Here is a 12,765-nt window from a genome sequence, read left to right on the forward strand (position 1 = left end):
TCACGTCGAGGAGCAGGACGTCCTTGACCTCACCCTTGAGGACACCGGCCTGGAGGGTGGCGCCGATGGCGACGACCTCGTCCGGGTTCACGCCCTTGTTGGCGTCCTGACCGCCGGTGAGCTCCTTGACGAGCTCGGCGACGGCCGGCATGCGGGTGGAGCCGCCGACCAGGACCACGTGGTCGATCTCGGACAGCTGGATGCCGGCGTCCTTGATGACGTTGTGGAACGGGGTCTTGCAGCGGTCGAGCAGGTCCGCGGTCAGCTGCTGGAACTGCGAGCGCGTGAGCTTCTCGTCCAGGTGCAGCGGGCCCTCGGCGGAAGCCGTGATGTAGGGCAGGTTGATCGTGGTCTCCGTGGAGGAGGACAGCTCGATCTTCGCCTTCTCGGCGGCCTCGCGCAGACGCTGCAGGGCCATCTTGTCCTTGGACAGGTCGACGCCGTGGCCGTTGGCGAACTGCTTCACCAGGTAGTCGACGACGCGCTGGTCCCAGTCGTCACCACCGAGGTGGTTGTCACCGTTGGTGGCCTTGACCTCGACGACGCCGTCGCCGATCTCGAGGAGCGACACGTCGAAGGTGCCGCCACCGAGGTCGAAGACGAGAATGGTCTGGTCGTCCTTGTCCAGGCCGTAGGCCAGGGCGGCGGCGGTCGGCTCGTTGACGATGCGCAGGACGTTCAGACCCGCGATCTCACCGGCTTCCTTCGTCGCCTGACGCTCGGAGTCGTTGAAGTAGGCCGGGACGGTGATGACCGCGTCCGTGACCTTCTCACCCAGGTAGGCCTCCGCGTCGCGCTTCAGCTTCTGCAGGATGAAGGCGCTCATCTGCTGCGGGTTGAAGTCCTTGCCATCCAGGTTGATCTTCCAGTCAGTGCCCATGTGGCGCTTGACGGAGCGGATGGTCCGGTCCACGTTCGTGACCGCCTGGCGCTTGGCCACCTCGCCGACGAGGACCTCGCCGTTCTTGGCGAAGGCGACGACGGACGGCGTGGTCCTGGCGCCCTCGGCGTTGGTGATGACGGTGGGCTCGCCGCCTTCGAGAACGCTGACGACGGAGTTAGTGGTGCCCAGGTCGATGCCGACCGCACGTGCCATTTTGATTTCCTCCAGCTGACTTGAGTGGAACAGACTCAACCATGCCGCAACGCTGCGCCGGCGTCAACAGAGGTGAGCGGGAGGGGCTCAACTTTTATCGCCGGCTTACGCTCACACGGGCTTTGTGAGCGGCTCGGCGCAGCTGCGGGGCGAGCGATCCAAGGCGGCCCCCACCTGCGGAAACTTTCCGTGCGGCGGGCGAGCGGAAAACGCTCCAGGACCACTCGAAGCCGAGCGTGCGGCGACGGGCCGAGGGGTGCAGCGAGGGGCCGAGCGGGCGATGCTCGGCCGGTCCACTGCGCGGCACCACGGAAACCGCGGGAGGCGCATGCAGGGTGCCCCCATGCCGCTGCCGCCGCTCACGCTCCCCCCGATCCGGCGCCTCGTGCGGCGGCGACCCGCGACTCCGCGCCCGCCCGCATCCCCGCCCCCGCAGCCTTTCCCGTCCCCGTCCCCGTACCCGTACCGCCCGGACCTCTCGGCGAAGCGGGTGGTCGACCTCCTCGGGGCCGTGGCGCTGCTCGGTGCCTTCGCGGTGCCGCTGATGCTCGTCGCCGCCCTGCTGTACGCGGTCCAGGGCGGCCGGGTCTTCGTACGGGAACCGGCGGCCGGGCTGGCCGGGCGGCCGTTCCGGACCTGGCGGCTGCGCACGGACGCGGCGGGCCGGCTCGGCGCGGCCGTGGAGCGGTGCGCCCTGGACGGGGTCCCGCAGGTGCTGAACGTGCTCCGCGGCGAGATGTCGCTGGTCGGGCCGCGCGCGGAGCCGCGTACGGACCGGGCCGACCGGCTCCTCGTACGGCCCGGAATGACCGGTTTGTGGCAGGTCAGTTCACGTTCCGACCTACCCTGGGAGGAGATGGCCCTGCTGGACCGGCACTATGTGGAGAGCCATTGGCTGGGGATGGATCTCGCGATCCTGGCTCAGACCCCTCGGGCGGCCTACCGACAGCGGTGCCGACAGAGGCATGCCTGAGCGACACAGATCACCGCTCGCTCACCTACATTGCGGCGCGGGGAATGGGTAACCTCAAGCCTTGACTCAATAAGTTACCGCTTAGTAAGTCCCGCCCGAGGAGCCCTCCCATGCAACTCGCCGCGATCATCGTGTCGCTGGTCCTGACCGTGGTCGGCGTCGCGCTGCTCGCCCGAGCCGTGGCGCAGATCTACCGGTTCGTGAAGCTCGGACAGCCCGTACCGGCAGGCAGCCGTACGGACGACCCGAAGGCACGAACGCTCACCCTGGTCCGGGAGTTCCTCGGCCACAGCCGGATGAACCGCTGGGGCATCGTCGGCTTCGCGCACTGGTTCGTCGCGATCGGCTTCCTGACGCTGCCGCCGACGCTGGTCCAGGCTTACGGTCAGCTCTTCCAGGCCGACTGGACGCTGCCGATCATCGGCGGCTTCCTGCCGTTCGAGCTCTACATCGAGTTCATCGGCATCATGACGATCCTCGGCATCGCCGTGCTGATCGTCATCCGCCTGCTGTCGCTGCCCTCCCGGGCGGGCCGCAAGTCGCGCTTCACGGGCTCGAAGGCCTGGCAGGCGTACTTCGTCGAGTACGTGATCCTCACCATCGGCCTCGCGATCCTGACGCTGCGCGGTCTCGAAGGCGCGATCCACCACGTGGACTCGTACGAGCCGGCGTACTTCGCCTCGTACCCGCTGGTCCTGGCGTTCAAGAGCCTCTCGCTCGGCACCCTGCAGAACGCGATCTACTTCACCGCGATGATCAAGATCGGCGTCTCGCTGATCTGGATGATCGTCGTCTCGCTCAACACCAACATGGGTGTGGCCTGGCACCGATTCCTCGGCTTCCCGAACATCTGGTTCAAGCGCAACGCCGACGGCGCGACCGCGCTGGGCGCGCTCCAGCCGATGACGAGCGGTGGCAAGGAGATCGACTTCGAGGAGCCGGGCGAGGACGACGTCTTCGGCGTCTCCCAGGTCGAGCAGTTCTCCTGGAAGGGCATCCTCGACTTCTCCACCTGCACGGAGTGCGGCCGCTGCCAGTCGCAGTGCCCGGCGTGGAACACCGGCAAGCCCCTGTCGCCGAAGCTCCTGATCATGTCGCTGCGCGACCACGCGCACGCCAAGGCCCCGTACCTGCTCGCCGGCGGCGGCAAGGACATGGAGGGCAACGAGAAGGCCACGGCGGAGCAGCTGAAGGACGTCCCGGCGGCCGCCCTGGCCGAGGCGGAGCGCCCGCTCATCGGCACGGCCGAGGAGAACGGCGTCATCGACCCGGACGTGCTGTGGTCCTGCACGACCTGCGGTGCGTGCGTCGAGCAGTGCCCGGTCGACATCGAGCACATCGACCACATCGTCGACATGCGGCGCTACCAGGTGATGATCGAGAGCGCGTTCCCGTCGGAGGCGGGCACGATGCTCAAGAACCTGGAGAAGAAGGGCAACCCCTGGGGTCTGGCCAAGAAGCAGCGCGTGGAGTGGACCAAGGAGGTCGACTTCGAGGTCCCGATCGTCGGCAAGGACGCCGAGGACCTCTCCGAGTACGACTACCTGTACTGGGTCGGCTGCGCGGGCGCTCTCGAGGACCGCGCGAAGAAGACCACGAAGGCCTTCGCGGAGCTGCTGAACATCGCGGGCGTCAAGTTCGCGATCATGGGCGGCGACGAGAAGTGCACCGGTGACTCGCCGCGCCGTCTGGGCAACGAGCCGCTGTTCCAGCAGCTGGCGCAGGAGAACGTGGCCATGCTGAACATGGCCTTCGGCGAGGACGACGAGGACCCGTCGACGAAGAAGCCGAAGTCGGCGAAGCGGATCGTCTCCACCTGCCCGCACTGCTTCAACACCATCGCGAACGAGTACCCGCAGCTGGGCGGCGAGTACGAGGTCATCCACCACACGCAGCTGCTTCAGCACCTGATCGACGAGGGCCGGCTGACGCCGGTCACGCCGGTGGACGGCCTGATCACGTACCACGACCCCTGCTACCTGGGCCGGCACAACAAGGTCTACACGCCGCCGCGCGAGATCATGTCGGCCGTGCCGGGGCTGCGCCAGCAGGAGATGCACCGCCACAAGGAGCGGGGCTTCTGCTGCGGTGCCGGTGGCGCCCGGATGTGGATGGAGGAGCGGATCGGCAAGCGCATCAACAACGAGCGCGTCGACGAGGCCCTGTCCCTGAACCCGGACATCGTCTCGACGGCCTGCCCGTTCTGCCTGGTGATGCTGACCGACTCGGTGAACGGCAAGAAGAACGACGGCCAGGCCAAGGAATCCGTCCAGGTCGTCGACGTGGCCCAGCTCCTCCTGGAGTCGGTGAAGGCCCCGGCCCCGACGGAGGCAGAACTGGCAGCCGAGGCCCTGGCCGCCGAACAGGCGGCTGAGGCTGAGGCCGAAGCCAAGGCGAAGGCGGAGGCGGAAGCCGCTGCGAAGGCCAAGGCGGAAGCCGAGGCTGCCGCTGCCGCGAAGGCCAAGGCGGAGGCGGACGCTGCGGCGAAGGCGGAGGCTGCCGCGAAGGCGGAGGCCGAGGTGGAGACCGCCGCAGAGGTGGAGACCGAGGCTGCGGCCAAGGCGGAGGCGGGAGCGGAGGCCCCGGCGAAGGCCGAGGCCGAAGCCAAGGCCGTGCCCGAAGCAGCGGCGAAGGCCGAGACGGCCGCCGCCAAGCCGGAGGCCGAGTCGGAGACCGCGGCAGAGGCGGAATCCGAGGTCGAGCCGGAGGCGGACGCCACCGAGGCCGAGCCGAAGGCTTCGGCCGAGGGCGGCAACGCCAAGTAGCCCGTCCGCACGACCCGAACGCCAAAACGGCCGGTCCCCGCTCAAGGGACCGGCCGTTCCGGCGTTCGGGGGCCCGGGGGCCGCAGCCCCCGACGCGGCGGAGCCGCAAGTGACCGTGGTCACGAAGGCACGGGTCGGCTTCTCCGGCCTGACCGGCGGCGTGGTCGGGACCACCGCCGGCAGGGTCGGGTGCACCGGGTCCACCGGCGGCACGGGGTCGGTCGCGGGCTGCTCGATCCCGGGCAGAACCTCCGGCACCGGCCCCGACGGCGAGTCCCCGAACGCGGACCCGGCCGGTAGGGCCAGATGCCAATTGCCTACGCTCCCCCGCCGGGAGGACAGCCCCCCGGGGTTCCCCTAGGGGATGTCACAGGTCAGCCGCAAAGGGTGCTTATTCCGGCGGCCCGCCCACCACCGCTCCCCGGACCAGGTACGTTCGATCACGTGGCTGGATTCAGGATCGGACGCGGCAGGGACAACAACCGCGCTCCCCAACAACCCCCGCGGCAGCAGCCGTACGGTCAGCAGCAACCGCAGCAGGCGCCGTACGGCCAGCAGCCCTACCCTCCCCAGCAGCAGTGGCCTCAGCAGCCCGCCGCCGGAGGCCATGGCGAGCCCGAGTACTTCGACCCGTACGGACAGCCGTACGCGCAGCAGCAGCCGCCTGCCCCAGGGCAGCAGCAGCCCCCGTACGGCCAGGGAGGCGCGGGCGGCGGCTCGTACGCGAACGACAACCCGGGGCACACCCAGGTCTTCGCGTACGGCGAGGACCCGTACAGCCAGGGCGCGACGTACCACGCGGGCGCCGCGGCGGCCGCGCCGGCGGGCCCGCGGCTGCCGTGGAAGGAGCTGCTCCGCGGCATCGTGATGCGGCCGGGGCCGACCTTCCTGCAGATGCGCGACTACGCCGTCTGGGGCCCGGCGCTGATCGTGACGTTCCTGTACGGCCTGCTCGCGGTCTTCGGCCTCGACGACGCCCGCAAGGACGTCATGGACGCCACCCTCGCCAACGCCGTCCCGATCGTCCTCAGTGCGGGTGTGGCCTTCGTCATCTGCGGGCTGATCCTGGGCGGCGTCACGCACACCCTGGCCCGCCAGCTGGGCGGCGACGGCGCGTGGCAGCCGACCGTCGGCCTGTCGATGCTGGTCATGTCCATCACGGACGCACCGCGCCTGCTCTTCGCCGTGTTCCTCGGCGGGGACAACATGTTCGTGCAGGTGCTGGGCTGGGTCACCTGGCTGGCGGCCGGCGCGCTGTTCACCTCGCTCGTCAGCAAGTCGCACGACCTGCCGTGGCCGAAGGCGCTGGGCGCGTCCGCGATCCAGCTGGTCGCACTGCTGTCGATCATCAAGCTGGGCACGCTGTAGGCACCGAGATGCGAGAGGGGCCCCGGCGCAAAAGCACCGGGGCCCCTCTCGCATCCATCGGGATCAGGCGTCGAGAACCTGGCCCTCACGCTTCACGACGGGCGGCTCGACCGACCACGGGAAGTTGATCCACTCGTCGGTCTTCTTCCACACGTACTCGCACTTCACGAGCGAGTGCGACTTCTCGTAGATCACGGCGGACCGGACCTCGGCGACGTGGCCCAGGCAGAAGTCGTGGACGAGCTTCAGCGTCTTGCCGGTGTCGGCCACGTCATCGGCGATGAGGACCTTCTTGTCGGTGAAGTCGATCGCCTCGGGCACGGGCGCCAGCATGACCGGCATCTCCAGCGTGGTCCCGACACCCGTGTAGAACTCCACGTTCACCAGGTGGATGTTCTTGCAGTCGAGCGCGTACGCCAGACCTCCGGCGACGAAGACGCCACCGCGGGCGATGCTCAGGATGATGTCGGGCTCGTAGCCGTCGTCGGCGATGGTCTGCGCGAGTTCGCGGACGGCGCGCCCGAAGCCCTCGTAGTTCAGGTTCTCGCGTACTGCGTCACTCATGCGTCGTGCCTCACCTGGGTGCGGTGGAAGTTCTGGAAGGAGCGCGAGGCCGTCGGGCCGCGCTGGCCCTGGTACCGCGATCCGTACCGCTCGCTGCCGTACGGGAACTCGGCGGGCGAGCTGAGCCGGAACATGCACAGCTGCCCGATCTTCATCCCGGGCCACAGCTTGATCGGGAGGGTGGCGAGGTTCGACAGCTCGAGCGTGACGTGCCCCGAGAAGCCGGGGTCGATGAACCCGGCGGTCGAATGCGTCACCAGCCCCAGGCGGCCCAGGCTGGACTTCCCCTCCAGTCTGGAGGCGATGTCCTCGGGCAGCGAGATGACCTCGTACGTCGAGGCGAGTACGAACTCCCCCGGGTGCAGGATGAACGCCTCGTCGCCCTCCGGCTCGACCATCCGGGTCAGATCCGGCTGCTCGGTGGCGGGGTCGATGTGGGCGTAGCGGTGGTTCTCGAACACCCGGAAGAAGCGGTCGAGACGTACATCGATGCTGGAGGGCTGCACCATCGATTCCTCGAACGGGTCGATGCGAACCCGTCCGCTGTCGATCTCGGCCCGGATGTCTTTGTCAGAGAGAAGCACGTCCCGAGGATACGCAGTGCGCGCGGGCCGCCCGCAATCGCGAGCGGCCCGCGCGCCTGTCGGACTATCGCTTGACGGCCGCACCGACGGGCACGGCATGCCGCAGCCGTGCACAACGCGGGCACCGCAGCAGCCGTCCGGGCCCGATCCGGCCGGCACCGAGGTGCTGCAGCGGGAACGAAGCGGTACTGAAAACGTGCCCTTCGGCACAACGGACGACGGTGTTCTCCATCGAGTCCCTTTCCCCAACCTGCTGTACTGCGACGAATCGCCACATTAGGGGATGATCGCGACCTGCTCCAGCCGCCACTCCAGCGGCCCTCGAGCACCACTGCGCACCCGTACGGTACGCCCCAACTCCCGCCCCCACGACCCTCGGTGCACCCCACACACAACGACGACCCCGCGGCCGATTCACCGGGGGTCGATCATGGGGTAGAGTGTGCAACGGTACCGATCCAGGCAACTGGAACGTTATGCGGATGTAGTTTAATGGTAGAACATGAGCTTCCCAAGCTTATAGCGCGGGTTCGATTCCCGTCATCCGCTCCAATGCAAAGCCCCAGGTCAGCGACCTGGGGCTTTGTCGTTGTCCAGACCTATCTAGGCGCCGCGCACCACTTGCGCACCACCTGTCTCCCCTGCGCGGCCTGCTCGGCAGCCTCCTGCCGCGCGGCGTGACCATCCCATTCAGCCCTACCAGCACCTCCTTCCGCCTGTGGTGATCAGAGTGCTGGTAGATCAACGCGGCCTTACCCGAGGGCTGGCATGCGCGGACCATAGAGCCCTTCAGGGTGGCAGCGACCCGGAGAGCAATCCGCACTTCGGAATCACCAGCCATGCGGCGGTGTAGCACCGAGAGCAGCGGCTCATACGACCCATGTTCGTCCGCCTTGCGAAGGGAGTCTGTAGGGCAAACCCCGTACGCGAGGGCATCGATGACCAGGACAACGCGCCCATCTGTCACCATCAACCTGTCGTGCGGCTGTGCTGTCCGTACCTTCCAGCCCGGCTGGGATCCGAGTGCCTCGACCGCGCGCTGGGTCTCATCCGGGTCGTCGGGCCCCTCAACGATCACCCAGACGCGCTGAGTGGCAGCAGGGAGCACTTCACCCGCCGGGCCGCCGCCGTCGGGCTGACCGGCCTCGGCCCCGGACCCGGCGGCACTGGGCTCACCTCTCTGCGGTGGCACCACCGCCGGCAAGTGGGCCCGCCCAGGGCGCCTCACCTGTACTAAGGCATTCAGAAGTCCCGCCACCGTCTTCCTCCTTCTACTCCTGTGAAGTTGAGGAGAAAGAGTGACAGCAGGCACTGACAAAACGCTCACCGGGCAACGTTGCGGCCAACAGGACAGAGCGCAAGGGTTCCGACTGCATTGCGCGCCTGTGCACCACTTCGCCGGCGACGAGGTCACAGGCCTTCGGCCGTTCTCACGTCATCGCAGGCGGAGACAAGAACGCGAACATGGCCTGGCCGTCCGCCCGTGCGCTCTCGTCGGCCAGTTGACGCCAAGCTGCATGCTGCGGATCGTTCAAGGCCTTCGCGAACACGCGCTTCTTACGGTCGCCCTTGTCGAGTTGATCTCTGAGTTGCAGCGGATTGGCGGGCAACGAGAGCAAGAACGCCAGATCGCGGTAGTGGCGCTCCGGTGAAGCGGTCTTGATGCTCACCGCTGCAGCCTTCGCCACGATCGCCCCCAACAGGCTGGGGCGTCGGATCCGGCCGGTCCGCGGCCCCAGTTGCACACCCACAGCCTCGGTTCTCTGCGCAGCCTGCCGCCCGCCCGGCACCTCCAACGTGCGTCCGGGCGGCGTCGTTGTGAGGTCTGCACGGGGGCCGAGGTTGTCGGGCGCCAGCAGATCCACCACCAATCGCTGCGGCTCCACACCGCGCTGATAGCGGTGCAACAGGTTGCCCTGCGGCGACATGCCGGCGGGGGAGAATCCGAGCCGTTCCAGCGCCGCGACCAAACGACGCAAGCTCTGCTGGTCCGACTGCACGTCAGCCAGGACATCCAGGTCGGCGCTCGCCGCCGGTGGAGTCCGACCGTGCTCCAGGCCGTGCAGGAGCACCATCTGCCCACCGATCAGCGACCAGGCGTCCGGCACCTGCTCCGCAAGGTCGAACAGCACGCCCCACAACTCCACCAGCGGGCCGGTGAACAGGTCCGACTCCAGTCGTACATAGGGCAGATCAGCCGCCATGATCACACCTTCCGAGGCTGCGCGTAGCGAGTCAGCAGGGACTCGAGCAACCCAGCTGCGGCAGCGTCGGCTCGGCTCTCATGGCGGTCCAGCAAGTCAGCCGCTACCACTGAGGCGGGGACGTCATGGCCCTGCCCTGGGGTTTCAGACCGTGAGGTCAAGAACGGCCACATCTCCGCCGGGGGGATTCGGACCGAGACATTGCCCCGCTCTTCATCACGGACCATGCCGAACGCGGCTTCCAGCTTTTCGACCCGGTCGGGATGCACGTAGATCTCCGCACGGCCGAGGGAGATGTAGTCCGCCCCTGCCTGCGCCGCAGCACTCGCTCCCCCCCGCACCACATCCTGAGCGGCGAGCAGAACTGGCAGTACGCCTGAATGAACGCGGTACGAGCGAACCTCGGCACGGGCGGCAAGGAGCTCCTGGACCAGAGCTGGAGACAGTTGCCCGTGGGCTAGGAGGTTCCGCAACCGCGTCCTCACCCGGGACTTCTCTGCATCGGACAGGCCCACCGGCTGATGGCCGTCCAGCACCGCCAGAACGCCCCATGCATTGCGGGCCGACAGCGGTCTCCGCGAACGACGGCCCCGGTCCTTGCGATCCCGGACGCTGTCCCCGGCAACCAGCCAACGGCCACCGACCCGCTGCCCTTGCAGCTTTCCGTCATGCAGCAACTGACGGACGCGGGAATCATCCACCCCGAGCAGGGCCGCAGCCTCTTTCACCGATAGCAGTTCCATGACCATCCCCTTGCGCCTCCCCTCACGAATTCGGGAGGGAACACGCAAGCAGGCTCCCACCTGGACCACCTTGCGTCAAGCCTCACGCGTCCGGGAGGCAAGACGCAACCATCGCGGCAGGGACGTGCCGCACGACCCGGGCCAACGGCCGCATGCCCCATCCGTGCCCTTCGGAGCGGCGAACAGCGGTCAATACAGGTATGGGCGGACCCTCGCGGCAGCTCCCCCCGGCAGACCGTTTCCGCAGGTCAAATGCCCTACCGAGGCCCGCACATCATAGATTCCCAAGCTTATAGCGCGGGTTCGATTCCCGTCATCCGCTCAGATGCGAAGGCCCAGGTCACAGACCTGCGCCTTCGTCGTTGTCCAGACCTGCCCGGCCCTCCCGCGCCCTCCGCGTGCCCCAACTGGCGGGAATGCCCTGCTCGGAGGGTCTTTCGCGGCCTCCCAGCGGGGCTGGCTTCACCACTGCACGCCGCAGCCGGCGGACACCCTTGCCCCGAAACGCTGCACTCCGGGGGAATCAATATCTATCCCCGCGGTCAGAGAATTTAATGGCCCTCACAGGGAGAGTTTTTCCGCACCGCACACGATGGAGATATTTAACGCACCCAAACCGCTGCAGCGTGCTACTGTCGTTCTCGGTTGCAGTTTTGGTACCCAAAAACTTCAAGCGCTCCAGTCGGCCTCCGCGCCACAGTCGAGCGCTTCATATTTCCGGGTCATTTTCCGGTGGGGCATCATCGCGGCGACACGGTGTCCGTACAGTACGGACGCTGGTGTACTGCCCCATAAGGAGATTCGACATGGCATCTGGCACCGTGAAGTGGTTCAACGCAGCCAAGGGCTTCGGCTTCATCGAGCAGGACGGTGGCGGCGCTGACGTGTTCGCCCACTTCTCGAACATCGCCGCCCAGGGCTTCCGCGAGCTCCTGGAGGGCCAGAAGGTCACCTTCGACATCGCGCAGGGCCAGAAGGGCCCGACGGCCGAGAACATCGTTCCCGCCTGACACTGACGCGCATTTCGTAGCTGGGGCCCGCATCCCTCGGGGTGCGGGCCCCAGCTGCACACATTTCCCGCAGTGGTATCGCCTGCGGGGCGAGGAATTCGGGTTGCAGCCTCCTCGGAGCTTCACCCCATTCGATTTCTCTGGATTTTGCGTCCGCGTGACGCCCCCTCTCAGCGCCTGGGCGCCATACAGAATCCCTGTAGGCCAGAGCCGCTTTCGCATTCCATTCGGCCCGTTCCTGTGATGCCCCGCGCCGCTATTCCGCTGCGGGAATTCCTTGATACGTGCTGGCATCAAGGAAGGTTCTGAATGAACCGCACACGTACGAACGACCGTTCCTCTCGCACCCGCAGCCGCACCGGCGGCCCTGCTTTCGGCGCTGCCGCCGGTTCGGAGGGGGGCAGCCGCTCCGGCTCGTCGGCCCCGAGCCGTTCGGGAGGTCCGAGCCGCTCGGGCGGCTACGGCCGCCGCCCCTCCGCGGTCCAAGGCGAGTTCGCCCTGCCGAAGACCATCACTCCCGCGCTGCCCGCCGTCGAGGCCTTCGCCGATCTCGCCATGCCGGCCGAGCTGCTGGCCGCCCTCGGCGCGCAGGGCGTGAGCGTGCCGTTCCCGATCCAGGGCGCCACCCTGCCCAACACCCTCGCGGGCCGCGACGTACTCGGCCGCGGCCGCACCGGCTCCGGCAAGACCCTGGCCTTCGGCCTCGCGCTGCTGGCCCGCACCGCCGGGCAGCGCGCCGAGCCCCGCCAGCCCCTCGCCCTGATCCTCGTACCGACGCGTGAGCTCGCGCAGCAGGTGACCGAGGCGCTGACTCCCTACGCCCGCTCGGTGAAGCTGCGACTGGCCACCGTCGTAGGCGGAATGTCGATCGGCAAGCAGGCCGGAGCACTGCGCGGCGGGTCCGAAGTCGTCGTCGCGACCCCCGGCCGCCTCAAGGACCTCATCGACCGCGGTGACTGCCGGCTGAACCAGGTCGCGATCACCGTCCTCGACGAAGCCGACCAGATGGCCGACATGGGCTTCATGCCGCAGGTCACCGCCCTCCTGGACCAGGTGCGTCCCGAGGGGCAGCGGATGCTGTTCTCCGCCACCCTGGACCGCAACGTCGATCGGCTGGTCCGGCGCTACCTGACCGACCCGGTCGTGCACTCCGTGGATCCCTCGGCCGGTGCGGTGACGACGATGGAGCACCACGTGCTGCACGTCCACGGTGCCGACAAGCACCGGACGACGACGGAGATCGCGGCGCGCGAGGGCCGCGTGATGATGTTCCTGGACACCAAGCACGCCGTCGACCGGCTGACCCAGGACTTGCTGAACAGCGGCGTACGGGCCGCGGCCCTGCACGGCGGGAAGTCGCAGCCCCAGCGCACCCGCACCCTGGCCCAGTTCAAGACCGGGCACGTGACGGTGCTGGTGGCCACCAACGTCGCGGCCCGCGGCATCCACGTCGACAAC

At 68.1% G+C, this 12,765-nt stretch carries 9 protein-coding genes, 1 tRNA gene and 1 pseudogene; 6 read left to right on the forward strand and 5 right to left on the reverse strand.

Annotated features, from left to right (window positions below):
* Positions 1-1,096 (reverse strand): Hsp70 family protein (locus IF09_RS0138990; protein ID WP_030304210.1); only part of this gene is annotated, 1,096 nt, incomplete at its 3' end.
* Between the two features lie 328 nt (positions 1,097-1,424).
* Between IF09_RS0138990 and IF09_RS41385 the strand changes: the two genes are divergently transcribed.
* The 3 genes and pseudogenes from IF09_RS41385 (at position 1,425) to IF09_RS0139010 (ending at position 6,202) form a co-directional block, all read left to right on the forward strand.
* Positions 1,425-2,069, forward strand: coding sequence for a sugar transferase (locus tag IF09_RS41385; protein WP_234321335.1), 645 nt, complete (start codon positions 1,425-1,427; stop codon positions 2,067-2,069).
* A 110-nt stretch (positions 2,070-2,179) separates the two neighbouring features.
* Positions 2,180-4,387 (forward strand): annotated as a pseudogene (locus tag IF09_RS0139000) ((Fe-S)-binding protein); the annotation flags it as partial.
* Positions 4,388-5,278: 891 nt separating this feature from the next.
* Positions 5,279-6,202 carry a Yip1 family protein gene (locus IF09_RS0139010; protein WP_030304216.1) on the forward strand — a complete coding sequence of 308 codons (924 nt, stop codon included), beginning with the start codon at positions 5,279-5,281 and terminating at the stop codon, positions 6,200-6,202.
* Positions 6,203-6,265: 63 nt separating this feature from the next.
* Here IF09_RS0139010 and IF09_RS0139015 read toward each other — a convergent pair whose 3' ends face one another.
* Both IF09_RS0139015 and dcd read right to left on the reverse strand, forming a co-directional pair.
* Positions 6,266-6,766 carry a phosphoribosyltransferase gene (locus tag IF09_RS0139015; RefSeq protein ID WP_030304218.1) on the reverse strand — a complete coding sequence of 167 codons (501 nt, stop codon included), beginning with the start codon at positions 6,764-6,766 and terminating at the stop codon, positions 6,266-6,268.
* Positions 6,763-7,350: a dCTP deaminase gene (gene dcd / locus IF09_RS0139020; RefSeq protein WP_030304221.1), complete on the reverse strand. Its 588-nt coding sequence runs from the start codon at positions 7,348-7,350 to the stop codon at positions 6,763-6,765. Before dcd ends, IF09_RS0139015 begins: the two co-directional genes overlap by 4 nt.
* A 478-nt stretch (positions 7,351-7,828) precedes the next feature.
* Between dcd and IF09_RS0139025 the strand changes: the two genes are divergently transcribed.
* Positions 7,829-7,902, forward strand: a tRNA-Gly gene (locus IF09_RS0139025).
* A gap of 878 nt (positions 7,903-8,780) precedes the next feature.
* Here the strand turns inward: IF09_RS0139025 and IF09_RS0139030 are convergent.
* Complete coding sequence (locus tag IF09_RS0139030) at positions 8,781-9,554, reverse strand: hypothetical protein (RefSeq protein ID WP_030304223.1); 774 nt, start codon at positions 9,552-9,554, stop codon at positions 8,781-8,783.
* A 2-nt stretch (positions 9,555-9,556) separates the two neighbouring features.
* Complete coding sequence (locus IF09_RS42290; RefSeq protein WP_158710207.1) at positions 9,557-10,297, reverse strand: helix-turn-helix domain-containing protein; 741 nt, start codon at positions 10,295-10,297, stop codon at positions 9,557-9,559.
* A gap of 806 nt (positions 10,298-11,103) precedes the next feature.
* On the opposite strand from IF09_RS42290, the gene IF09_RS0139040 reads away from it, so the two are divergent.
* Positions 11,104-11,307, forward strand: a complete 204-nt coding sequence (locus tag IF09_RS0139040; RefSeq protein ID WP_030304224.1) for a cold-shock protein — start codon at positions 11,104-11,106, stop codon at positions 11,305-11,307.
* Between the two features lie 309 nt (positions 11,308-11,616).
* A partial coding sequence (locus tag IF09_RS0139045) for a DEAD/DEAH box helicase (protein ID WP_030304226.1) occupies positions 11,617-12,765 on the forward strand: 1,149 nt, incomplete at its 3' end.

Source organism: Streptomyces katrae (assembly GCF_000717655.1).
Taxonomy (GTDB): Bacteria; Actinomycetota; Actinomycetes; order Streptomycetales; family Streptomycetaceae; genus Streptomyces; species Streptomyces katrae_B.